The 22,438-nt window shown below is 50.4% G+C and carries 22 protein-coding genes; 11 read left to right on the forward strand and 11 right to left on the reverse strand.

Annotated elements, in window-relative coordinates; genetic code table 11:
• Positions 1-85: 85 nt before the first annotated feature.
• The gene (locus tag H6F76_RS16060; protein WP_190446880.1) at positions 86-223 is read right to left on the reverse strand and encodes a hypothetical protein; all 138 of its coding nucleotides are present in this window, start codon (positions 221-223) and stop codon (positions 86-88) included.
• A gap of 285 nt (positions 224-508) precedes the next feature.
• Here H6F76_RS16060 and H6F76_RS16065 point away from each other — a divergent pair, with 285 nt between their 5' ends.
• From H6F76_RS16065 to H6F76_RS16080, 4 genes are read left to right on the forward strand one after another with little or no spacing between them, the layout of a single operon-like run.
• A complete protein-coding gene (locus H6F76_RS16065; protein ID WP_190509711.1) occupies positions 509-691 on the forward strand; it encodes a hypothetical protein in 183 nt (60 codons plus the stop codon).
• A 33-nt stretch (positions 692-724) separates the two neighbouring features.
• Entirely contained in the window at positions 725-1,423 is a 699-nt protein-coding gene (locus tag H6F76_RS16070) for a TVP38/TMEM64 family protein (RefSeq protein WP_190509713.1), read from the forward strand.
• Between the two features lie 26 nt (positions 1,424-1,449).
• Entirely contained in the window at positions 1,450-1,617 is a 168-nt protein-coding gene (locus H6F76_RS16075) for a type II toxin-antitoxin system RelE/ParE family toxin (RefSeq protein ID WP_277881240.1), read from the forward strand.
• 51 nt (positions 1,618-1,668) lie between these two features.
• On the forward strand, positions 1,669-4,470 hold the full coding sequence (locus tag H6F76_RS16080; RefSeq protein WP_190509716.1) for a GH116 family glycosyl hydrolase: 2,802 nt from the start codon (positions 1,669-1,671) through the stop codon (positions 4,468-4,470).
• Here H6F76_RS16080 and dusB read toward each other — a convergent pair.
• Both dusB and H6F76_RS16090 read right to left on the reverse strand, forming a co-directional pair.
• Positions 4,467-5,513, reverse strand: a complete 1,047-nt coding sequence (gene dusB, locus H6F76_RS16085) for a tRNA dihydrouridine synthase DusB (protein ID WP_190509718.1) — start codon at positions 5,511-5,513, stop codon at positions 4,467-4,469. The genes H6F76_RS16080 and dusB overlap by 4 nt on opposite strands.
• 259 nt (positions 5,514-5,772) lie before the next feature.
• On the reverse strand, positions 5,773-6,228 hold the full coding sequence (locus H6F76_RS16090) for a hypothetical protein (RefSeq protein WP_190509720.1): 456 nt from the start codon (positions 6,226-6,228) through the stop codon (positions 5,773-5,775).
• 763 nt (positions 6,229-6,991) lie between these two features.
• Here H6F76_RS16090 and H6F76_RS16095 point away from each other — a divergent pair.
• Entirely contained in the window at positions 6,992-7,150 is a 159-nt protein-coding gene (locus tag H6F76_RS16095) for a hypothetical protein (RefSeq protein WP_190509722.1), read from the forward strand.
• 55 nt (positions 7,151-7,205) lie between these two features.
• On the opposite strand, the gene H6F76_RS16100 is transcribed toward H6F76_RS16095, so the two are convergent.
• Positions 7,206-9,998, reverse strand: a complete 2,793-nt coding sequence (locus H6F76_RS16100; RefSeq protein ID WP_190509724.1) for a tetratricopeptide repeat protein — start codon at positions 9,996-9,998, stop codon at positions 7,206-7,208.
• Positions 9,999-10,380: 382 nt separating this feature from the next.
• Between H6F76_RS16100 and H6F76_RS16105 the strand changes: the two genes are divergently transcribed.
• Complete coding sequence (locus H6F76_RS16105) at positions 10,381-10,944, forward strand: Uma2 family endonuclease (protein ID WP_190509726.1); 564 nt, start codon at positions 10,381-10,383, stop codon at positions 10,942-10,944.
• 169 nt (positions 10,945-11,113) lie between these two features.
• Here the strand turns inward: H6F76_RS16105 and H6F76_RS16110 are convergent, their stop codons facing one another.
• The 3 genes from H6F76_RS16110 to H6F76_RS16120 all read right to left on the reverse strand — a co-directional run bounded on the left by H6F76_RS16110 (position 11,114) and on the right by H6F76_RS16120 (position 13,052).
• Positions 11,114-11,758, reverse strand: coding sequence for a hypothetical protein (locus tag H6F76_RS16110; RefSeq protein ID WP_190509728.1), 645 nt, complete (start codon positions 11,756-11,758; stop codon positions 11,114-11,116).
• Positions 11,759-11,871: 113 nt separating this feature from the next.
• Positions 11,872-12,375 carry a hypothetical protein gene (locus H6F76_RS16115; RefSeq protein ID WP_190509730.1) on the reverse strand — a complete coding sequence of 168 codons (504 nt, stop codon included), beginning with the start codon at positions 12,373-12,375 and terminating at the stop codon, positions 11,872-11,874.
• Between the two features lie 191 nt (positions 12,376-12,566).
• Complete coding sequence (locus H6F76_RS16120; protein WP_190509732.1) at positions 12,567-13,052, reverse strand: DUF393 domain-containing protein; 486 nt, start codon at positions 13,050-13,052, stop codon at positions 12,567-12,569.
• 241 nt (positions 13,053-13,293) lie between these two features.
• On the opposite strand from H6F76_RS16120, the gene pyrF reads away from it, so the two are divergent.
• Both pyrF and H6F76_RS16130 read left to right on the forward strand, forming a co-directional pair.
• Entirely contained in the window at positions 13,294-14,022 is a 729-nt protein-coding gene (gene pyrF, locus H6F76_RS16125; protein WP_190509734.1) for an orotidine-5'-phosphate decarboxylase, read from the forward strand.
• Between the two features lie 30 nt (positions 14,023-14,052).
• Entirely contained in the window at positions 14,053-14,670 is a 618-nt protein-coding gene (locus tag H6F76_RS16130) for a hypothetical protein (RefSeq protein WP_190509736.1), read from the forward strand.
• An 83-nt stretch (positions 14,671-14,753) separates the two neighbouring features.
• On the opposite strand, the gene H6F76_RS16135 is transcribed toward H6F76_RS16130, so the two are convergent.
• Complete coding sequence (locus H6F76_RS16135; protein ID WP_190509738.1) at positions 14,754-15,677, reverse strand: DUF2259 domain-containing protein; 924 nt, start codon at positions 15,675-15,677, stop codon at positions 14,754-14,756.
• Between the two features lie 315 nt (positions 15,678-15,992).
• On the opposite strand from H6F76_RS16135, the gene H6F76_RS16140 reads away from it, so the two are divergent.
• Together H6F76_RS16140 and H6F76_RS16145 are read left to right on the forward strand one after the other, a co-directional pair.
• Complete coding sequence (locus H6F76_RS16140) at positions 15,993-16,727, forward strand: phosphoribosyltransferase domain-containing protein (protein ID WP_190509740.1); 735 nt, start codon at positions 15,993-15,995, stop codon at positions 16,725-16,727.
• A gap of 353 nt (positions 16,728-17,080) precedes the next feature.
• Positions 17,081-17,782: a uracil-DNA glycosylase gene (locus tag H6F76_RS16145; protein ID WP_190509742.1), complete on the forward strand. Its 702-nt coding sequence runs from the start codon at positions 17,081-17,083 to the stop codon at positions 17,780-17,782.
• 59 nt (positions 17,783-17,841) lie between these two features.
• Here the strand turns inward: H6F76_RS16145 and H6F76_RS16150 are convergent, their stop codons facing one another.
• Positions 17,842-19,620, reverse strand: coding sequence for a mechanosensitive ion channel (locus H6F76_RS16150; RefSeq protein ID WP_190509744.1), 1,779 nt, complete (start codon positions 19,618-19,620; stop codon positions 17,842-17,844).
• 296 nt (positions 19,621-19,916) lie between these two features.
• Between H6F76_RS16150 and H6F76_RS16155 the strand changes: the two genes are divergently transcribed.
• Positions 19,917-20,372, forward strand: a complete 456-nt coding sequence (locus H6F76_RS16155; RefSeq protein ID WP_190509746.1) for an SRPBCC family protein — start codon at positions 19,917-19,919, stop codon at positions 20,370-20,372.
• A 119-nt stretch (positions 20,373-20,491) separates the two neighbouring features.
• Here H6F76_RS16155 and H6F76_RS16160 read toward each other — a convergent pair whose 3' ends face one another.
• On the reverse strand, positions 20,492-21,418 hold the full coding sequence (locus tag H6F76_RS16160) for a HAMP domain-containing sensor histidine kinase (protein WP_190509748.1): 927 nt from the start codon (positions 21,416-21,418) through the stop codon (positions 20,492-20,494).
• A gap of 160 nt (positions 21,419-21,578) precedes the next feature.
• Positions 21,579-22,196 carry an L-threonylcarbamoyladenylate synthase gene (locus H6F76_RS16165; RefSeq protein ID WP_190509750.1) on the reverse strand — a complete coding sequence of 206 codons (618 nt, stop codon included), beginning with the start codon at positions 22,194-22,196 and terminating at the stop codon, positions 21,579-21,581.
• Between the last annotated feature and the right edge of the window lie 242 nt (positions 22,197-22,438).

Here is a 22,438-nt window from a genome sequence, read left to right on the forward strand (position 1 = left end):
CGCTTCGTTTAGAGATCTACGTTTCTTAGCCTAGCGAGTGAGCTTGCTCATGCCCTCTAGCCTTAGCAGGAGCACAAGCATAAAGTCATTGTTGTGGGGAGCCGTCTACACCCAAGACGGTTAAATCATTGACTAACGTGGGATAGGGGAGCGTTGCTGCAAATAAACCCACAACAGTAAGACAGAGCAACGTTGGCAAAAGCTTAGGTTTAACGAGTTCCATGGTAGTTAGGATGGGAAACACAAAGGAAGAGTTACAAACTATTGCAATTGCTTGACAGCAGTAGTCGTTCTTTCAGTGTGACACATTACTTAGAGTACATAGAGGATCTACATAGGCAGCAAGTGCGATTACGTACGTGACATCAACAAAGGATGATCGCAATTTGCCAGCCTTAACGCTTGCATCACCGTATACGCTCAGTATTGAAATTTGGATTGCCATCCGCTTACATTGCACTATCAGTCTACAAAATCCCTAATAGCTAGGTTTTATAGAAAGCACGGTATGCCAGAGGCTGGGGCAACAATCGTACAACGGTCACAGGTAGCTAAAAGCACACTGATCGAGATCCAGCAGACGATCGCGCTTAGCCTCTCTCGGCAATGCTTAGAACTACTTAAAGATTCTCTTCGTCTGGAGCAAAGTGCAGTATTTTTACGTCATGCCTTACGCAGCGCACCTAATTAGGCGATAAATTAGATCACTCCTATGCAAAAGCCAATGCCGATCCGATCGTACAAAACTGCTTTATGGATCGCCCTTGCTGCCGTCATCGGAGCAGTATGCCTTTACATTCCAATTGCTTTTCTGTCTAATCAAGCGGCTTTGGTGGCGGAACTTAACCACCTGGGTGCTAATGCGGCGTTCTTCTTTGTAGTGGGGTTTGCAATCATTACTACCCTCGGCTTCCCTGGCAATCTCTCAACGATCGCGGGGGGTGCTGTATTTGGGCTGTTTTGGGGCACGCTGTGGTCCTTAATTGGTGCCACGCTAGGAGCCATCGGTGCCTTTTTGCTGGCGCGCTTCTTTGTCCACGATTGGGCAATGCGTCGCTTTGGTCAAAAGCCATTGTTGCAGCGGCTTAACCGCGCGATCGCCCACCGACCCGTCAATTTTATTCTGGCAGTGCGTTTCTCGCCCTTGTCGCCCTTTAGCCTCGTCAACTTTCTGTTTGGCTTAACGCCTGTTGATCTCAAGACTTATGCAATCAGCACCTTCTTTGGCATTATTCCCCTAACGATCGCTCATACCTGGTTGGGGGTAGCTGGTAAAGAGGCATTGAGCGGGGGTGATCGTGTGCCCTTCTTTCTAGCGCTGGGTATGCTGACGCTGCTCTCGGTGCTGCCACTGCTGGTAAAGCAAAAGCCCGTAGTACAAACAGCAAACCATCCCCGTCGAAGCCTGCGACTCTTTAAATAAATGTTGGCTTAAGCTGCTTTGATCAACTGCAAGAAAATCCCTACAGTCATCCGAACATGAAGCGACTCAAAGGCTCCTTAGTTGGTTGGTTGTACTACCGGATTGGTGATTGGCGCGTAGTGTATCGAGTTGATGAGACACAGCAACGCCTTACGGTGCTATTCATTGCTCATCCGAGTGAGGTGTATCAGTAACCAACTTACAAAAGGCGATCGCACTCTCCCATCGCGCCTTAAAATCAGGAAATGCAAAAACCGCGATCGTCCGTCGAAATTCCTGCCTGTGCCTGGAGCCGTCCCATTGGCTTAGGTTGGGAAAAGCCGTATACCGTCCGCTATATCAGCAATCTGGATGATGGTCCCTGGCATGGAATGCCGCTAGGTGGTTTTGGTGCAGGCTGCATTGGGCGATCGCACCGTGGCGACTTCAACCTCTGGCACATCGACGGTGGTGAGCATATCTTCAAGCCGATGCCAGCCTGCCAATTTAGCGTTTTCGAGCAAGTGGGCGATCACACTCAGGCGTATGCCCTTTGCACAGAGCCGCCGGAGGATGGAACATTAGGAGCATGGCAATGGTATCCAGCGAGTGGGGAAGCAGAAGGCAGAAGGCAGAAGGCAGAGGAAGCAGGAGAGGCAAGGGGTGTAGGGGAAGATCAAAACTCAAAACTTTCTAGCAACGCGGCGCGAAGCGCTACTCAAAACTCAAAACTCCCACCTCATACTGGCACTTACCATGCCCTCTACCCACGCAGTTGGTTTGTTTACGAGAATGTCTTTCAGGCAGAGCTAACGTGTGAGCAGTTTTCGCCAATTTGGGCGCATAGCTACCAGGAAAGCAGCTATCCGGTGGCAGTGTTTCAGTGGCGGGCGCATAATCCCACTGATAAACCCATCACCTTGAGCATTATGCTGACCTGGCAAAACATGGTGGGCTGGTTTACCAATGCGCTGAAGTCGCCAGAAGTACAGTTGCGGGACGATGGTAGTCCGTTTTATGACTATCAGCCACGTTTGGGAGACAGTGCAGGAAACTTCAATCGGCTGACGGGTGATGAGCAGCGGCTCGGGGTAGTGATGGGAAAGGATAAAGGCGAAAGTCTAAAGGATAAAAACGTAGAAACTTATCCCTTAGACTCTAGCCTTCAACTTTCAGAGGGCGATGGTCAGTGGGCAATTGCTACTCATCTCAACCCCAACCTCTGCGAAGTTTTCTATCACACACGTTGGAACCCTGCTGGAGATGGTTCTGACCTCTGGCAAACCTTTAGCCAAAATGGCTCTCTACCTGATATCGATAAAGATGATTGTGCGGGGGAGAAAGAACAAATTGGAGCAGCGATCGCCGTTCGCTTTACTCTACAACCGGGGCAAACGCGCCACATTCCCTTTGTGCTGACGTGGGATCTTCCAGTAACGGAGTTTGCTCAGGGCATTGAGTATTTTCGGCGCTACACCGATTTCTTTGGACGCAGTGGACAGAATGCGTGGGCGATCGCTCGGACTGCTCTCAAGCATCATCAAACCTGGCACGAAAAAATTCAGGCATGGCAACAGCCGATTTTAGAGCGAGGTGATCTGCCCGACTGGTTCAAACTAGCGCTGTTCAACGAGCTATATAACCTGACCGATGGCGGGACGCTGTGGAGTGCTGCCGATGAGCGCGATCCCGTTGGTCAATTTGCTGTACTGGAATGCATCGACTATCGCTGGTACGAAAGCCTGGATGTACGACTCTACGGCTCCTTTGCGCTGTTGATGCTGTTCCCCAAGCTCGAAAAAGCGGTGATCCGTGCGTTTGCGAGAGCCATTCCTGCCAGCGACGATCGCACGCGAGTCATTGGCTACTACACGACGATCGGCTCTGAAAGCCCAGCAGCAATCCGCAAAATTCCAGGCGCAACCCCCCATGATTTGGGCGCACCCAACGAACATGTCTGGGAGAAAACCAATTACACCAGCTATCAGGACTGCAACCTCTGGAAAGACCTGCCCAGCGATTTTGTCCTGCAAGTTTACCGCGATTACTTACTCACAGGCGCAACCGATGTGGAGTTTCTCGCCGAATGCTGGGAGGCGATCGTCCAAACTCTCACCTACCTCAAAACCTTCGACTTAGACGGTGATGGCATTCCTGAAAACTCTGGTGCACCCGATCAAACCTTTGATGACTGGAAGCTGCAAGGCGTGAGCGCTTACTGTGGTGGGCTGTGGATTGCGGCGTTGGAGGCAACGATCGCGATCGGGCAAATCTTGGAGGAGGTAGAAGGCAGAGGGCAGGAGGCAGAAGGGCAGAGGGAGCAGGGGGAGGTTCATCCTTCATCCTTTAGCCTTCATCCTTCATCCTTCATCCCTCAATGCCAATCCTGGCTCGACCAATCCCGCTCCGTCTATCAAGAAAAGCTCTGGAACGGTCAGTATTACCGCATTGATAGCAACAGCGGCTCTGATGTCGTCATGGCAGACCAACTCTGCGGTCAGTTTTACGCTCGGCTGCTAGGTCTACCGGATGTGGTGCCAGACGAATGCGCCAGAACGGCATTGCAAAAGGTCTACGATGCCTGCTTCGTCAAGTTCAACGAATATCTTGCATCTGGTGCGCTGAGTGCCCAAACATTTACATCTGTGCAGGAAGCAAGAGCGGCTGAGGAGAGAGGTGTAAGGGCGGAGGAAGCAGGGGAAGCAGAGGGAGAAACTCAAAATTCTTCCCCCACGCCCCACTCCCCACTCCCCATTCCCCAATCGATCGGTGCTGCTAATGGTGTTCGTCCCAATGGTGCTCCCGAAACCCCCAACGCGACCCATCCTCTAGAAGTCTGGACGGGCATCAACTTTGGGCTAGCAGCGTTTCTCGCGCAGATGGACATGACGGATGAAGCGATGCAAATTACCGAAGCGGTGGTGCATCAAATTTATGACAATGGCTTGCAGTTCCGCACACCCGAGGCAATTACTGCCAGTGGTACGTTTCGCGCCTGCCACTACCTGCGGGCGACAGCAATTTGGGCAATTTATGGTGTGTTGAGTGGAGAACTGACAAAAGACTAGGCGATCGCCAGTTCCGCTTGTTCCACCTCGACATCCTCCGCTAACCGTTCGATCGCTCGATCAATGAGATCCAAGCCTTGCTGCACGTTCTCGATCGTGCTCAACTGTCCCCGTAGGTCAGCCGCTCCAGCAAAGCCTTTGGAGTACCAGGTCATGTGTTTGCGTGCCTGACGTACCCCGCGATCGCCCTTATATTCCCACAGCATATATAGATGCTCACGGGCACACTGGAGGCGTTCTACAGGCGTTGGCGTTGGCTTCAGGATGCCAGTCTTCAAAAACTGATCGACTTCGCCTACTAGAAACGGGTAGCCCATCGTTCCGCGCGAACACATCACGCCATCGGCACCCGTTTGCTCCAGGCAGTTTACTGCGGCTTCCACCGAGAAAATGTCACCGTTTGCGATTACAGGAATCGACAAAATTTCCTTCACTTTGGCAATCCATTCCCACTTAGCATTGCCGTTGTAGCCCTGCGATCGCGTGCGTCCGTGAACAGTAATCATCTGTGCGCCTGCAGCTTCCATTCGTTTGGCAAAATCCAGGATCGTGATTTCTTTATCTGTCCAACCAATGCGGGTTTTGACGGTGACAGGCACATCAACGGCTTTGGTAACGGAACGAACGATCGCCTCTGCCGTTTCTGGATCGCGCAAGAGCGAGGAACCACCACCATTTTTGGTAATCTTGTTCACCGGACAACCCATGTTGATGTCTACAGTGTCAGCTCCTTCTGCAACTGCCATTTGTGCCGCTTCGGCAAGAAAGTCGGGACGACAATCAAACAACTGAATGCTAATCGGGCGTTCGTTGGGATCGACCTCCATGATGATGGGCAGCTCTTTTACATAATGCAGCCCTGTTGCGTTAACCATCTCGGTATACATCATCGACTCTGGCGCATGACGACGCACCAATCGTCGAAACACTAGGTCGGTAACGCCCGACAACGGCGACTGCAATACGCGACTGTTGACCTCAAAGTGTCCAATCTTCAGTGGTGTGGCAAGCCGTGCTTTGAGGGTAGGAGAAAGGGAGAGCATTGAACCAACGAACCTGATAAGCATCAAGCTCCATCTTATCGTTGCTGAGTTTGCAAAAACTACTGTGTCTGTTTATCTCCAGTGTCTAGCTGCCTCAGAAGCTAACTGAGACAGAGCATCAGCAATTGCCCTACTGAGCAACGATGGCTACGATCGCCGTTCTTGTTTAGATGCACGATCGTACAGACTGAGCGTAAATCTAAGCACGATCGCGAATATTCTACTTGCTACTTAATTCAAAAACTATCTGAGACCGGGATTATCGCGATGATTTACTCTCCTCTAAGAAAGCAGTTTGGCTCTTTAGACACCGCTGCATAGAATCACTTTTTGACTCGGAAAATTTATTATCAACTTCCCAGGAATTAAGATTATGTAACGTACCATAAAGCAAATTTCCGAGCGTTGGTTGGTGCAAAACAAGCGTTTCTTTTGTGTCCGCAGTCTTGAAATTAACAACAAAAAAATCAGGTAAGGTATGGGGCGAGATCGAAGCAGTGGTGCTGGCTGTTGCCGAGAATCCTTGATAGCAGACGCGATCGCCACTAGCTGCAATTTGAATGTATCTGGAGCCAATGCGATACATTCCTTCCTGAAGGGGCAAAGCTATAACAGGAACAGCCGAGCAGAGAATTGTTAGAGTGGAGCATAACGTACCCCACACTGGGACGAAAGAAATTTTCAAATCAATCGTCTTTCCTAAAAGATTCATCATTAGTTGAAGCCTAGCCAGAAAATCTTCGCTTGCATTATATTCAAGGCACTGTTAAATAAACTTTTATGTATAGAAAGTTTAATAAATTGGTGAACTTGAACAGATAACTTTTAACACTGCAACCAAAACTGAAGCCTATCTAAGCAATGATTAGATGTGCTTCATTCGTCTATCTATTCTAGTTAGGGTCCTTAGACAAATCCTTATGGTCAAAACAATCAATTTAGGCGATTAAGACTAGACCTATCTAGAGATTAGTTTTGAGAGAGAAAATTTAGTAGCTTAGATTACTTTTATTAAAGAGATACATTTACTAAAGCTCGTATTCATTTTATGTTTGCAAGCCTGCTAGTCGCTTCGGCAATGAATTTAAGCGATCGCGAGTTAAAAATCTTGCAACGTGTACCCGTTTCTTGATTTTCGACAAGCATTTATTGATTTTGGGTTTGCATTCGTTGAATTTGCATAAGCATTCATTGATTTTAGGTTCACGTTTCTTGAATTTGCATAAGTTTTACTTAATTCAAGTAAGCATTTCTTGATTTCGGGTTCAGGTTTATTGATTTTGTGTTTGTGTTTCTTGATTTCAGTAACTAAAAAGCGAGAAATCAATCAATTTACGGATGAATCAGAGCCTCAAGCGCTCAAAGCTTGTGATAGTCGGCGCTCAATACGTTTGCTATGACTGGTCACTAGAGATTCTGAGTGTTCACTGACGACCAACTGCGTCATACTGCGAGCTTGCAGCTAGGCAGTAGCGTTAATGGCGAGCGCTGCTGCCAGCAGTGCCAGCAATACAATCCTTTGCCAACACCCCCAAAGCATCTTTGTCAAAAGCACGGCAAAAATTGACCAGTCTACAATGGTGTATCTTCTAGCCTATGGTTTACCCTTTGACGAAACCGTGAGTCAGCCTAGCTAGTAGACAGTCATTCAATCGATCGTATCCTTGCATCAATTGCTAAAACGCTTGCTTTCTAACTACCAACTAATTTCTGGAACCAATCGTCGTTCAAGAGTTCATCGAACGCAACATCTTCCCTTGCCTCCTTGCGGTAGCTGCGATTAAATTCGATCGCTTTTTCCAGGCTTTCTAACGCAAAATCAGCTTCACCAAGAAACGCATGGCTAACGGCACGGTTGTAGTAAGCGCTGGCATAGTCTGGTTTCAAATCAAGTGCCTTGTTGAAACTAGCAATCGCATCTTTATGGCGACCTAGTTGAGCCAGGGCATAACCGCGTTTATCCAGCGCTTTGTATGAATCGGGATTGAAGTGAATGACCTCATCAAACGACGCGATCGCATCTTTATACCGTCCCAACGTTTCCAATGCTAGTCCACGATTCATCCACGCAACAGCATCATCTGGTTTAAACTGCACGGCACGATCGAATACATTAAAGGCATCTTCATGCCGTCGTAAAATGCCCAATGCCACCCCTTTGTTTACCAGAGCTTCGTGATAGTCAGGCTTATTATCTAATGCACTGTCGTAGGAAGCGATCGCGTGTTCATAGCGCTTGAGCCGCGCTAGGCTAATGCCTCGGCTAAACCAGGCTTTATCTTCTTTAGGCTTGAGTTTGAGCATGTGATCAAACGATTCAATCGCAGGTTCGTGGCGCTGGATTTTTTGCAGCACTAGCCCCCGTTGATACCAGATATCGGCATTGTCTGGCTGGAGTTCCACAACTTTGTCATAGCGCAAAATAGCGGCTTCATGATTTCCTTCAGCAAAGAGTTCGTGCCCTTGACTGATGTACTTATTCACATCAATAAAAAGCTCAGGACGGTTTGCTTTCAATAGTTCAAGTTGTCCTACCAAGTCTTGCAGTTTTTGTTGCAGCGTAGCAACCGCTTCTTCAGAAACGGGTGAGGCTTCTGCTAGCTGCTTGAGGATATCATCTTTCTGAGTTTGAGCTTCTGTCTGGAGTGCCGTAAGTTGGGTTGTGAGTTCAGACTGCAATGTTTCGATCGTTTGCAACCCGTCATCTTTTTGTTCTGAAACGGTTGCTTTAAGTTCAGAAATTTGAGCCGTAAATTCGGCTTCTAACGTTTCAAGTTCTGCCAGAATACGATCGCGTTTTTGTTGCGTTTGCTGTTGAGCATCTAACTGAAAACCTGCAATTTGGGGTGCGAGTTCAGTCTTAATCTGTTCTAAATCACTCAAGATCGTTTGCTTTTGATTCTGAGCGTCCGTTTGCAGCGTTGTTAGGGTCTCTGTGAATTCTCGATCAACCGCTTCCAGCTTTTGCATGAGGCGATCGCGCTGTTGTTCAACATCGGTCGTTAAGGCTGAAAGCTGCGGCGAAAAGTCAGCTTGCAGTTGTTCTAGATGTTCGAGAATGCGATCTTTTTGCTGCTGGGCGATCGCTTGCAAATCAACCAGTTGCGCCGTAAATTCCCGTTCCGATGCTTCCAATCGCTGAAGCACTTGCTCCTGCCTCTCTTGCACATCCAGACGAAAATTAGACAGTTGCGGTGTCACATCAGCTTGAAGCTGCTCCAGGTTTTCGAGAATGCGATCTTTTTGTTGATTAGCAATCGCCTGCAGCTCGACTAACTGGGTAGCAAACTCGCGTTCCGAAACCTCCAATCGTTCCAAGACGCCACTTTGCCGTTGTTGAGCCTCAGACTGAAGTTGCTCCAACCGTGGCGAAAAACCAGCTTTTTCTTGTTCTAACTGTTCTAGAATGCGATCGCGCTGCTGCCTTGCAGACAGTTGCAGATCAAGCAATTGATTCCCAAAGTCGCGTTCGGCTCCTGTTAGCTTTTGCAGAATCGCCTGCTGTCGCTCTTGTGCCTCTGCTTGCAGTTGAGACAATTGCGGTGCAAAGTCAGCCGTCAGCGTTTCTAGCCCTTCGAGGCTGCGATCGCGCTGTTGCTTGACGGTCAACTGCAACTCAGCCAATTGCTCGGCAAATGCTCGTTCTGATGCCGCTAAGGCTTGCAGTGTGTACTCTTTTTGCTGCTGCACATCAGACTGTACTGCGTCTAGATGCGGCTTCACATCTGTTTTGAGCTGCTCTAGGTGCCCAATCATAAGCGTTTGCTGGGCAACAGCCGCTGCCTGAAGTTTGGCAAGGTGGGCGGCAAACTCCTGTTCTGACGCTGCCAGTTGTTCGAGTGCGGTAGTCTGCTGCTGCTCAATGTCTGACTGCAAACTCGTAAGCTGTGCTGCAAGAGTGATGCCCAAGTCCTCTAGTGCTTGCTTAGATGTGACAAGCTGCGTTGCCAGATCAGCCAGCATTTTGGTTTTAGACTGCGCCAAGTCAACGATCAAGCTCGACAGTGTATCACGCTCCTTCGCTACGTCTTGCTGAAACTGCTCGGCTTCCTCGGCAACATCATCTGCGATCGTTTCGACTTCCTCCAGAATGGTCTTCGCATTCTCCCTGGTTTTGGTGATCTGGCTTTCAAGTTCTTGCAAACCCTCTAGCTGCTCTTTGGCACGGGTAGCAATCTCTTGAATTACCGCACGACGCAACAACCATAGCGCCGCGATCGTCGCTGCCAACAGCACAATCAAAATGCCCAGCAACACATTGAACAGGGTTGTCATGCGCGCCAGGGAACGATCGCTGCTACTCTGCGATGGTGCTGACGGTGTGTCTGTTTGTAGCTGCGCCAGTGGCAGTGTTTGACTCAGAGATCGTTCAGAGGGGGACGATCGCACAGGTTGCACCGTGGCACCCAGCGAGAGCAACAAGACCGAGAGCGTGATCCCACTTTGGGACAAGAAAGCGAGAACTTCTGGGTGTTGGCGCTTCATCGAGAATCATCCTTAGCTGGCAGTCGATGGTTGCAGTATATCGAAGACGGTGCCGAGCCGTTGCTCGTCTTCATCCAGAGTAATCAAAATTCGGTATGGTAGTCTACCGACAAAGTTTTGCAACGGTCAGCAACTCGCACTCTCATAGCAAAAGGATGAAGGATAAAAGATGTAGTTTGCTTCCACTCTGCGGTAGGATGAATCGAAATCCTTGCTCAAAGGAAGTTTCAAGGTTTAGTCTGTCCTAACGTTCTCTTCGACTGCCATATCAATAAACTCTAAGTCTGTACCAGCGCAGTGTTTAATTACGACAGCAACCCAAGACATTTGTAAAATAAAAAGTAGAGTAGCGCTAACGTACTCCTCTTAGGGGAGTCTTAAAATGGTACAAACTCCTACTAAAAACCTGACGCTAGAAGAGTTTTTACAGTTGCCGGAGACTGAACCCGCTAGCGAGTACCTTGATGGGCTTATCATCCAGAAACCAATGCCACAAGGGGAGCACAGTGCAATTCAGACTGAATTAGCACCTGCAATTAACCTGGTCGTCAAGCCCAACCATATCGCACGGGCTTTTATAGAATTACGCTGTACTTTTGGTGGACGCTCCACCGTACCAGATCTTGCTGTATTTCTGTGGGATAGAATTCCACGCAAGGAAAGTGGTGGAGTCGCCAACGTTTTTCCCCTTGCGCCCGATTGGACGATCGAAATTCTTTCACCTGATCAGAGCCAGACTAAAGTAACCAAGAATATTCTGCATTGCCTCAAGCATGGCACTCAGATGGGATGGCTGATTGATCCAGATGAGCAATCTGTGTTTGTTTACCGACCGGATCAACCGACTACTGTTTATGATGAACCGGGGGCACGCTTACCAGTGCCAACCTTTGCTACTGACTTTAACCTTACGGTAGAAAGGTTATTTAGCTGGTTGATGGAATGAGTTTAGAGATACCTATATTGCGATCGCTTCAAGCTAACGCTCGACACCATTGAACTCACATTGATTTTTCAACTACGTTGCCCTAAACAGAAACTTTAAGGATGAACTAGCGGTTAAGCCTTAGACACTAAATGTAAGCGTGCTTTTTAATCAGTCTTAAGCCTTGCAGTTAGTTGCCAGCAACGACATTAAGCTTGGTGCCCTTCTCGGTAATAACCTTGAGCGGTAGGGTTGATTGCGACTCACGACGCGGAAACTGGATGAACTGCACTCCTGATTGAGCAGGCTGCACAACCATCACGTATTGCTTACCCGTCCATTGCACACGAGTAACGCGATGGGATAGCACCCATACTTCCGCTATTTTGCCAGTGTTAATCTGAGTGACATCCGTCGAGTCATAGCACTTCCAGAGCGTTTCTTCCACCGTCCACAGCCCTGACAAGTAGATGGGTTCCATCCGCAGGCTTAGACCATATTGTGTAAACGAGAAGATCTCTTGCTGCCAAAAGCGCTGAGACAGAGCCTTAAGCTGTGGGCTAGCCCTGTTACCCTCGTAACGAGGCAAACTCTGAAGTTTCTTCGTTTGATCTGCCTGGGTCGGACGTGCCCACGTTTGCGCCTCGCCGCACACTTTAAAGGGAACGTCTGCGACGGGCTGCGCTGCGATCGCGATCGCACCTGCTGGTGGCGCTTTAGTATTTGACACAGGCGGCACTTTCGTATTCGACTGCGCTGTCACTGCCAGCCCAACACCACCGCTAGTCAAAGCGAGCAAACTGCACCAAATGAGCTTCTGAGACAAATAAAACATGACGGCTCGCACTAAAAAAACGGGTGCGCTTAAAGGTAACTACTGGAAGGTGACTATAGAGGTATGACTGCGAGCGACCGTGACGAACTGTGACTGAAATCGTTGCAGTGTGACTAATCGGTGCCGCTCCAGCTCCAAAAGGGGTTGCCGTTACGAACGCCCTTGCGGAGGATAGCGGTTGTAAGCTGGTTGGCATCACTCATGCCCGTCATGTCGAGGATGAGATACACTTTGCCACCATTGAATCTAAGACGCAGGTAAGAGTGAGTCAGATACGCTTCGCCATCATTCTTTACAATGCGGGCAGTAGCTTTACACTTTTGGTAGGCAGGCTTAAGAGTGCCAACCCAGGTCACGCTAAAGTCATCAGCGGCGGCAATAGCAAACCGATCAGCTAACTGGCTCAGATTGGCACTGCCGTTGATCGCATAGCTGCCCTCGCGGTAAGGCTGCGCCTGTTCCAGCAAAGTTACTTTCTCAGGACAACGAACCGTTTGAGGCTCTTGGCGATCAATCGATCGATACACCTGCATCTCAATCTTCCCTGCCTGTGCGGGTGCTGTTGGCACAAGTGCCAAAGCTGCGATCCCAACCCCAACTAGCCACTGCTTCTTCACAACTAACCTACCTTTTTCGCCACAGACTGTTATCTACACTACGAACGAGCGCCCCTCCGGGTGAAGATTTTAGTCGCTAGATCGGTAGACAGTGCTGCTTCACAAGTCACAGTACACTTATCTGTGCCAAATCTGTGATCGATCCCCAGTATTTTCGGAGCAACCAGGAATCTTTTTGAAGCAAATTGGGTTTAGAGGCGGCAACGATCGGGCGAGTTACATGCAAGACGCTGCTGACGTGCCGCTACAACAGTCGCCAGATTAGCGCGTCCGGTCAACGGCAATCGCCAATCCGCCCAAACACCATATGCAAAATCGACGATCGCCCCAATCAGCGGTAGTTTCGTTGCGGCATAGACCCAACCCATGCCCAGCACCTCATAGACGCGGCGAAACACTTCGACATTCTGAATCACTGCGCCATCGGGCAAGACAGCATGGATGCGTCCCATAGCAGTTTCAAAGTCAACGCCGCCATGCGCGGCTGGATTGTAGCGATCGTCAGCAATATCCACAAAGGCAACTAGCCCACGACCGGCATCTCGCTTCTGTAGAAAGTTAACTTCTCGCAGGCATAGCGGACACTCGCCATCGTAGAGCAGCTTGATTTGCCAGGACGGTGCAGCATCTAAAGGCGGAGTATCTTTCAAAGTGTCCTGGTCAATACGGGAGGTCATAGAGCAAGTCTCAACGAAGCAGTTTTGTGAGAATAACAGTTCCCTCTTCCATTATATGAAGAAAAGTAAATGCTCCTCTCAGCAACGGTGAGAAAGATGAGCCGCTTCGTAGAGTTCTTTAAGCAACGACGTACCTTAGAACAGTAATCAGTGTTTCTCTTGCGTCCCTAACCGTTGATCTCTGACTGCTGATCGCTGACCGCTAGCTGTAAACTGGACTCGTTGAATGAGTTGAGCCACTGTGTCTGTTGCAGAGCGCGTGATTGTACCGCTGGATGTGTCGAGTGAGCGTGAGGCGATCGCGCTGGTTGAACAGTTACCGCAAGTTACCTTTTGGAAAGTTGGCTTAGAACTCTTTGTCAGCAGCGGACCCAATATTTTAACGGCACTGAAAGCGCGGCAGAAACGGATCTTTCTCGATCTAAAGTTTCACGATATTCCTAACACCGTGGCAGGTGCCTGCCGTGCAGCAGCGCGTCATGGGGTCGATTTGGTAACGCTACACGCGACCAATGGCAAAGAGGCATTGCAAGCCGCTCAGATGGCAGCAGAGGCAGGCGCAGCAGAGACAGGGATCGATCCCCCGAAGCTGTTGGCAATTACGCTGCTGACCAGTTTGTCAGCGCGATCGCTTGCCTTTGACCTTAAGGTGCCTCTGGAACTACCAGAGTATGTGCTGCACATGGCACTCCTAGCACAGGAGAATGGGTTGGCAGGAGCCGTCTGCTCACCACAAGAAGCTGCGTCACTACGACAGATCTGCGGCAATGATTTTCTGCTGATCTGCCCTGGTGTGCGACCCACATGGGCAGAGGCAAAAGATCAGCGGCGCACCGTTACACCAGCCGCAGCCTTAAAAGCTGGTGCAGATTATCTGGTGATTGGTCGACCCATTACAGCAGCAGCAGATCCCGTGGCAGCGTTCGAGCGCATCTGTGAGGAACTGGCAACGGTAGTAGAGAAGGGATAGAGCCTCAAGGTAATGGAGTGTAAGGTGTAGGTGGCTGTCGATTGGGTAACAGTAGTGAAGCAGAATCGAACGTTCAGGACGATCGCGATCGGGCTTGGCAGCGCTGCACTTTTGGCAGCACCAGCAGGAGCAACAATGAGCGATCGCACCCCACTCCCCACTCCCCACTCTCCACTCCCTACTCCCTACCTCGCCCAGAAATTCACGTGTCCCGCCACGCTGGAACCACTAACAACTGCAATGCTGCGGGATTTACCCGGCTACATTAACCGCTCCACGGTTCGGTTAGTGCCGCGAAAAACCGCACCAACCTATGCAATTATTGCCAGCCAGCCAGATTTTACGCCGTTACCGACCAATGCCAGCGAAGACCAGAGCCTGCCTGATGACAACCTGCATCAAATTTTCTTCACTGTGCTGGAGCGGCAGTATGTAGGCAAGGGTGTCGCAGAGTTTCAGCAGTTTCACTGGCTGTTTTTAGCACGCACTAATGGCGGCTGGCGGCTAGCACTGTTGTTCTCCCAAATTGGCGGTTATCCTGTTGATCGCCAACCCGTCACGCCTCCCCGCGAAAGCAGCCAGAGTGTTACAGCAGACGCAATTCGATCGTGGCTACGCAACTGTGAAGCAGGATCAATCAAGGTCTGATTGATGCAGAAGAGATAAGGCTAAAGGCTAATTTTTTAGATTTCATCCTTTAGCCCTTATCCTTTCCTCCTCACCTCTTACTGCTAAAGCGCAAAACCCTGGATGAGAGTTGTTCCCAGGGTGCCTTCAAAGGTCGGTTTTGTTGTGGTAATGAGCACAGCCACTCGTTTGCCATCGGGTGAGAGTGTCACCTTACGAATGGCATAGTCCATGATATTGGTGCGGAAATTGCTAAGGGAATCGAGCGATCGCTGCTGTCCGTCGTAGCTTACCTCAAGCTGCATCGCGGCTTTGTCCTGGGCACTGGTTTGGCGCAGCCGCAGTTGTAGCCGTGGGCTAGTATCAGTGGGTTTCACCGTCACAGTTTCGGTGCCATCAGCGGCACGTGCGCGTGACAGAATCGGCAAATCCACCCCTGCGACGGGTGGCGTAAGGTTTAAGTCTTGCCGTACTTTCCAGGTTTGCTTCAACAACGCGGTTTCGGCTTCGACGATCTCTGTTGCTGCCTCTTCTTCGCCATAACGTGTTTCGATGCAGCCATTTTCCACACAGCGGTTAGAGGCAACATTCACAAGCTGTAGCGCGGCTTTGGGGATGCCAGCACCCGTATCCCGTGAGCTTTCTAGATAGATGAAATAGTTGCCATCCGTCGAAAAACCCGCCATGCGAGGGGTTGCCTGAAAAGTGGGTACGACTGCTAGCCGAGGCTTGGCTGCTGGCTGAGTCGCGATCGGCGCTTGCGGTTTAACGGCTGGCTCGTTGACTGGTTCGCTAACAGGCGCAGGGTCGATCGCAGGCGCTTGACCCACAGGTTCTGTCTCAGGCAGTGAGCGAACTGGAGAAGTAGCAGACGGTAGCGGTGATGGCGTAGGGAAGCTTTCAGATGGGGTCGCGATCGGGCTGGGCACTTCGGACAACTGCATAGGAGGCGGAGCCTGCGAACACGCAGCTAAAAATACCAATGTCAGAGAGGGAAGCCAGCGACGTGCTTGAGGTTGTTGCCACATAGGAGTAGAGGTGCCAAAGAAACAGGAAACACAGACTATTGGCTTTATGTGTCGCGGTTAGGAGAACTCGCCATGTTTGTGATAGTAAGCAAATACGCTGTGCTTGGAGGCGATTCCGGAGACTGGACTACTACTGGACTCCTACCATTTTACTAAGGACGATTGGCAGAAGCGTCCTCTGCTTCAACCCGTGTTAAAGGAAACTGGGTGCAGAAACACCGCGCTAACGTTTGAACAAAAACAGTGTTGACATAGCCGTCTAGGGAAAATCAGTCATCATAAAAGTAGATTCTGCAATGGATTGAAGGGGGTGTGATGTCACTTCTACCATTTCAAAACGCTAGCTCGGCTCTGCGCTTTGCCGATCGCCATGAAGCAGGCGAAAAACTGGCGCAGGCTGTTTTACAGGAAGTAACACAGCTTGAACTGACAGCAAAGTTTGTCGTTTATGCACTGCCAAAGGGGGGGCTGCCGATCGCGCAACCGATCGCGCAACGGTTAGGTTGCCCGCTAGATGTAATTGTGGCGAAAAAAATTACCCGTCCTGATAATCCCGAACTAGCGATCGGCGCTGTAACAGCCGATGGCTACGTTGTTTGGGATACCCAACGCCATAGCAATGCAGCCGTACCCAATTACAGCGACACGCTAAAGAACCAGCAAGAAACGATCGGATCGCTAACGTCAGCACACCAGGACGACGTGGCGTTACAGGAGGCTCATGCCCATGCCCACGCGCAGCTAGAGGAACTTTCGCCCAATAGCCCTCGATTCAGCGCACACGGCGCGATTGCCCTTTTAGTAGACGATGGTATTGCGACAGGTATGACAATGGCAGCCGCGATCGAAGCCGTGCGAGCACAACAGCCTGCCCAACTTTGGATCTGTGCGCCTGTAGCACCTGCTGAACTCATGCCGTTCTTACATACTTACGGCGATCGTGTCATTATCCTGGCAACGCCTCATCCCTTTTACAGCGTCAGCCGCTTCTACAAAGCCTTTCCTCAAGTGACGATGGCAGAAGCCGCTGCATATCTGCAAGGCACCTAGCAAGACTCAGGCGAATGCAATACCCCTTAAAGAACAAAGGGTTCTTACTGCTATTGAGACAAGGGGTGAAGAAGTGAAGGAACAAAGGGTTCTCACCGCCATCGAGGTTATTGATTGCTCTCAGTTACAACCCCACTCATTTAATTGTCTACCTTCACCCTTCTTCTCTTTACCTTTCCACCCCTTCACCTCTTTACCCTTCTTCTCTCCTGATCCCAAATTCTCCTCAGCCTGGTCGAACCCTAAGCGATTACCCTAGAATTTAGAGGACTCAGGAAAACGACCCCTGTCAAGGGGAATCAGACTCCTAACGAGCATCTACCCACCGCTCTACGCTTTTTTTTTGCAGATTCATGGCAACTGAAGACCAGATCAGCCTGTTTAACCTTCCTACCAGTAGCAGCGCTCCGCCGCCCCCAGACTTTGACCCAGAGCAAATTCCTACGGCTGCCAGAGTACCCATTCCTGCTGGCACCTATGAGACGATGGAGCAGATGCAGGCGCATTGCAATCGCTGCTTTCGTTGTGCGTTAGGGCAGAGCCGCACCAATGCCGTTGTGTCGCGAGGCAGTATGCAGGCTCCCATTATGATTGTGGGCGAAGGACCAGGGCAAAACGAGGACGAGCAGGGCAAGCCGTTTGTTGGCAAATCAGGGCAGTTGCTTGACAAGATTCTGGCATCGGTTAACCTCAGTGCTGAACAGGATGTATTTATTTGCAATGTGGTGAAGTGCCGTCCACCAGAAAATCGTACGCCGACAACGGATGAAGCGGAAGCGTGCAAAGGCTACTTAATGGAACAGATCCGCCTTGTCAATCCAAAGATTATTTTGCTAACCGGTGCTACAGCGTTGAAGGGGCTGCTGGGCATCAAGCAAGGTATTACTAAGGTGCGAGGGCAATGGATTGAACAGGACGATCGCCTGTATATGCCGATTTTTCACCCAGCGTACCTATTGCGTAACCAATCGCGCGAAAGGGGGCAACCAAAATGGCTGATGTGGCAAGACATTCAGGCGGTAAAAACAAGGCTTGAGGAAATTCGGGGAGCATAAATATTAGATCCCCGACTTCTTAAAGAAGTTGGGGATCTAGAGCGTGCGTTCGCGCAACGTTAACGGTTTTGCTTAAACGAGGCGAGCCACTCTCGCACTTGTTCGCCAGCCGCATCACGACCACCTAAACCGAAGGCGATCGCGATCGCTACTGCCACCGCTCCCAACAGCAACCCAAACGCAAGATTGACAATGTTAGGTGCAATGCCCATCTGCTGAAGCGCCATTGCCGAAACCAGCGCAATGATCGCTACCCGTGCCGTTTGCCCCAAAATTCTTGACTGGGGTGTATTGGAGCTACTGATAATGCTGAACGCTAGGTTTGCCAGGTAAAGCCCGATCGCAAACACAATTAGCCCTGCAAGAATTTGACCAAACACGGCGAGTAGTCCCACCACGATGGTTTTCAAGCCGGGGAAGTTCAACACGTCGATCGCTGCCACCGCTGCAAACAGCACAATGCCAACTAGCACAACGACACCAACAATTTCTGACGGTGTGCGTGTGGTTGTGGGTAAGCGTGGGGACGTTGGGTCTTGGAGCGTTGTCGGGTCTCCCAGCGAGGGGCTAGGTGCCGAAGAACGGAAGCCAGGAGTAGAAGGCGTTGATTGAAGACCTAACCAGTTAAAAACGTTGTTAAACCCAATGCCGGTCAAAATGTTCGTGACTAACTCCGCTACAAACTTGCCAATCACGTAGGCTGCAACCAGAATCAGCACCGCCGTAAAGATCTGAGGCAGCGCATTGAGAATTTGGTTCAGCATGGCTGTCGCTGGACCAGAAATCGAGGGAATCTGGAGCGCATCCAGTGCTGCTGTCGCCGTTGGAATGAGAATCAGCACATAGACGATCGTGCCGATAATCCAGGAAAGCGATTGTCCGCCACTGCTACGGCTCAAGCCAAAGCGTGCACCCAGGCGATCGGCTCCTGCTGCCGTCAGCAGGTTTGTGACAATACCGCGCACAATACGGGCAATGACCCAGCCGACCACACCAATCAGCACTGCTTTCAAGATTTTTGGCAGCGCTGCCAAGATCTCATTCAGCAAGTTTTGGACAGGCTGAAGTGGACCTTGCAAATCCAATACGCCCAAAATTAGCGGTAGAAAGAAGAGAAAAATGAGCCAATAAAGGGCAGTGCCCAGCGTTTCACTCAGCGAGAACTGCGTTTCTGTAGGCGCAGGAGCTGTCGTGCCGTACGCTGGCTCTCCGTAGTTTGGCGCTCCATATGTTGGCGCTGGCGTTGCAGGCGGCGGTGGCGGAGCTGTTTGCGAAAGCCGCTCGTCCAACCCAAAGCCCTGTGCAACCCGAGTCACCAGCGTTTTTGCTAGCGTTGCCAGTAACCAGGCGATCGCCACCAAAATGGCAGCCGAACCAAGCTTCGGTAGATAGGAAAAAATCTGATTCAGGAAGTTATTCAGCGGTTGAGAGACCGTTGTTAGATTCAGCGCATCTAAAAAGGCGACGGCTGCTACAACCGCAACGATCCAAAAAACAACGCTGGCAAGCACTTTCTCAATGGGAAACGGTTCACTGCCAGGGCGCTGCCCCATGATTGAAGCCGCAATCCGGTTGTCTATATCGGTTTTCTTAAGCAGACCACCGACTACCTTGCTTAGAATCAAAGCAACGAGCAAACCGACGACAAGAATAAGAATCGCCCCAAGCAGATTTAGCAAGGTGGGACCTAACGACCCCAAGCCAAGTCCTGCTAAAAAGGGGGTAACAGGATTTGTTTCTACGGGTGCAGCCGACGGGGTCTGCGCCACTAAAGCACCTGAAAATATTAGCGTCTGTATCCCGGATACATACCCAAGTTGCTGCAAAATTTCGTTCATGGTTGCCTACATCACTCTCAAATTCGGCAGAAAACGTACAAAGATAACCTTTGGGTTAAGGTAACTGACTAGATGTATACCCCATAATCGTTAACATCTGAAGGCTAATTTGCGATCGCAGTTGTAGCGCAAGGGCTAATCAAACTGAAAGCAATCAAAGATCCAGTGGTAACAAATAACGCAGTGAAGCTAGAACTATCACTTAAGTTAGAGGCAGTCTTTCACGATATGCCTGTTTATTTCATCTGTCTTGATGAATAAGCTTGATGAGTATGAAAGCCTCGAAGAGAAAAAATATGCCTGAGCCGCAGGTCTTTGAACATTCCATTCAAATTGATGCCAGCGCCACCACCGTAGAACGATGCCTGACCGATCGCGCTTTAATGCATCAGTGGCTTAATCCTGCTTTGCGCTGCGAACCGATCGATGAATGGTCAACCGAACTGGGTGGGCGTAGTCGCTTTGTGATCCAAGTCCCCGTTGTGCAGCCTGCACTCAACAGCGTGGTCGTACAACGCGAACCCGGCTTGATTGTGTGGGAGTTCAACGGCTTCTTTAAAGGACGCGATCGCTGGGAATGTAACCCCGAACTGCAAGGCACTCGCCTCCTCAACCGCTTTGAATTTGCGATCCCCAATCCACTCATCCGCTTCGGGTTCAATACCTTCGCCGCCACCTGGACTCGTGACGATATGCAAGCACAGCTACGTCGTCTTAAGCGCGTTGCTGAAACCGTTTATCGGAAAATGTAGAGGGAGTGAGGAGTAGGGAGGCTGGGGGAGCAGAGGAAGCAGAGGAAGTTTTGCTTATTAGTTCTGCCTCCTGCCTTCTGCCTCCTGCCTTCTGCCTCCTGCCTTCTGCCCCCACCTCTTCACTCTTCATCAGCCTCTACCAGAGGGAGCGAACACTGCATCCGCAGGCGTTGAGGTGCTACCTCGTGAGCAGGCGTTTCAGCACCTGTAGGCAACGCTAACACTGTCAGCGTTCCCTGCATCAGCGAAACTAGCATTTGGCTAGTGAGCAAATTTAGCCCTGGTGAAGGGACAGGCGTTGTGGTGTCAGCAGGAGTTTGTAGTAGATCAATGGGTTCACTAAGCGCAGGTGGCAGATCGCTATCAATCCAAATGTGGGCGTATCCCATTTCTGACGACATAGAATCGGATGATATAGAATCTGGCGCTACAGAAACAGAGATCTGAACGCTGCCTTCTTGCATTTGGGCGAGCGTCCCATCAACCAGATGCAGCAACACCCGCTGCAAGCGATGGGGATCGGCAAGAACGTACAGATCCGCCTCAGGCAGTATCACCTGGAGTTGGAGACTGCGATCGACTGCCTGAAGATACGTTAGGTCGTGTATTGTTTGCAGCAGTTCTGCTAGCTGGAGCGGCTGTATTTCCATGTTCAGCCTGCCATGCTCTAGCCTTGCAACATCCAGCACGGTGTCTAAAACTTTGATCATTTTCAGCGCTGACTGATTTGCCTGTGCGATAAATGCCCGCTCCTCTTCAGGGTCATCGCACAAGTCTTCTAGAATAAGTTGCTGCATGCCAATCAGGCCATTGAGCGGTGATCGCAACTCGTGGGAGATACGCGCCAGAAAGCCACCCTTAAACTGACTTATTTCGGTCGCTAACTGATAAGCCACTTGCAGCGATTGCAACTCTGGCTGGTCTGGCTCCATTGGGCAGTCAGGAAGCGCAGCCGATTCAACCACTGACAATCGCGGCGATCGCCAACGGATACTTAAACCCATCCCTAAACCCAATCCCAGCCATATCAGAGCCGTCCAGTCCATGACTTTACAGTGAAAGTGAATGCAGAGTATCGTCTCAGCAAAGCACACTCCTGTACTTTAGAGTGCCTCAATTTAGGTAAAAAGTGAGGGGAAACGCACAGGTGACAGGGTGAGAGGAGTTTTGAGTTTTGAATCGCCTTTAGCCTTTAGCCTTCAGTCCTTAGCCCTCACGCTCCAATCGCACTGCGCCCTGTCGCAAAATTTCCCAATCTTTGCCCGTCCAGCGGATGACCGTTGAAGCTACACCAGAGGGCTGGGGAGCGCGATCGGTTGGCACCAAAGCCTCCTCTTCTGAGGGCAGAAGGGTGAACACCTGCGGAAAGGCAACAGCAATTTCAGCCATTGTTTGCAACGCGGGTTGACCAGAGCGATTAGCGCTAGTGGTGGCGAGGGCACCCGTTTGAGCAAGAATGGCGATCGCAACAGGATGATGAGGCACTCTCACGCCGATCGTCGTTGGTTGCGTTGGGTTCATGGTTGGCGGAACGCGATCGCTAGCGGGCAACACCAGCGTTAAGGCTCCTGGCAAGTACTGCTCGGCAATTTGCTGCCAGTGCTGACGTTCTGCAGGACTACCAGTGACATACAACCACAGTTCAGCGATCGTAGCTGCCATCAGAATCAATGGCTTATCGAGGTTGCGCTGCTTAGCAGCAAACACCAGATCGGCGCGATCGGGGCGGACGCCAAGTGCAGGCACAGTATCCGTCGGGAAACTGACCAGCGACTCGCCAGAGCGAACCTGAGCAACCAGCGTAGACAGTGAGACTTGAGGCATTCTGGACAACCGTTGTTGCAGATGTGTTGTAGATGAGAGCACTATAGCAACAAAGATTCAACGCGACGGAACCGCAATGTTCCTACGTTTAGCACAGAAGAATAAGGCAACGGCAACGTCTTTGGTCGAGCGTTAAAAAGTACTTTTTTCCTAACAAACAATTTCCGAGACGAACGGTGTGTCTGCATGAAGCAAACGTTAGAGCAGAGGGCACTCTATTTCTACAGCCTGTTTATCTTCTG

It is taken from the genome of Leptolyngbya sp. FACHB-321 (assembly GCF_014695975.1).
Lineage (GTDB): Bacteria > Cyanobacteriota > Cyanobacteriia > Leptolyngbyales > Leptolyngbyaceae > Stenomitos.

What these genes read in the sequence shown, in the direction of transcription:
- H6F76_RS16060 (WP_190446880.1), bottom strand. Translation starts at nt 223, where the DNA reads ATGGAACTCGTTAAACCTAAGCTTTTGCCAACGTTGCTCTGTCTTACT.
- H6F76_RS16065 (WP_190509711.1), top strand. Translation starts at nt 509, where the DNA reads ATGCCAGAGGCTGGGGCAACAATCGTACAACGGTCACAGGTAGCTAAA.
- H6F76_RS16070 (WP_190509713.1), top strand. Translation starts at nt 725, where the DNA reads ATGCCGATCCGATCGTACAAAACTGCTTTATGGATCGCCCTTGCTGCC.
- H6F76_RS16080 (WP_190509716.1), top strand. Translation starts at nt 1,669, where the DNA reads ATGCAAAAACCGCGATCGTCCGTCGAAATTCCTGCCTGTGCCTGGAGC.
- dusB (WP_190509718.1), bottom strand. Translation starts at nt 5,513, where the DNA reads ATGCTCTCCCTTTCTCCTACCCTCAAAGCACGGCTTGCCACACCACTG.
- H6F76_RS16090 (WP_190509720.1), bottom strand. Translation starts at nt 6,228, where the DNA reads ATGATGAATCTTTTAGGAAAGACGATTGATTTGAAAATTTCTTTCGTC.
- H6F76_RS16095 (WP_190509722.1), top strand. Translation starts at nt 6,992, where the DNA reads ATGGCGAGCGCTGCTGCCAGCAGTGCCAGCAATACAATCCTTTGCCAA.
- H6F76_RS16100 (WP_190509724.1), bottom strand. Translation starts at nt 9,998, where the DNA reads ATGAAGCGCCAACACCCAGAAGTTCTCGCTTTCTTGTCCCAAAGTGGG.
- H6F76_RS16105 (WP_190509726.1), top strand. Translation starts at nt 10,381, where the DNA reads ATGGTACAAACTCCTACTAAAAACCTGACGCTAGAAGAGTTTTTACAG.
- H6F76_RS16110 (WP_190509728.1), bottom strand. Translation starts at nt 11,758, where the DNA reads ATGTTTTATTTGTCTCAGAAGCTCATTTGGTGCAGTTTGCTCGCTTTG.
- H6F76_RS16120 (WP_190509732.1), bottom strand. Translation starts at nt 13,052, where the DNA reads ATGACCTCCCGTATTGACCAGGACACTTTGAAAGATACTCCGCCTTTA.
- H6F76_RS16135 (WP_190509738.1), bottom strand. Translation starts at nt 15,677, where the DNA reads ATGTGGCAACAACCTCAAGCACGTCGCTGGCTTCCCTCTCTGACATTG.
- H6F76_RS16140 (WP_190509740.1), top strand. Translation starts at nt 15,993, where the DNA reads ATGTCACTTCTACCATTTCAAAACGCTAGCTCGGCTCTGCGCTTTGCC.
- H6F76_RS16145 (WP_190509742.1), top strand. Translation starts at nt 17,081, where the DNA reads ATGGCAACTGAAGACCAGATCAGCCTGTTTAACCTTCCTACCAGTAGC.
- H6F76_RS16150 (WP_190509744.1), bottom strand. Translation starts at nt 19,620, where the DNA reads ATGAACGAAATTTTGCAGCAACTTGGGTATGTATCCGGGATACAGACG.
- H6F76_RS16155 (WP_190509746.1), top strand. Translation starts at nt 19,917, where the DNA reads ATGCCTGAGCCGCAGGTCTTTGAACATTCCATTCAAATTGATGCCAGC.
- H6F76_RS16160 (WP_190509748.1), bottom strand. Translation starts at nt 21,418, where the DNA reads ATGGACTGGACGGCTCTGATATGGCTGGGATTGGGTTTAGGGATGGGT.
- H6F76_RS16165 (WP_190509750.1), bottom strand. Translation starts at nt 22,196, where the DNA reads ATGCCTCAAGTCTCACTGTCTACGCTGGTTGCTCAGGTTCGCTCTGGC.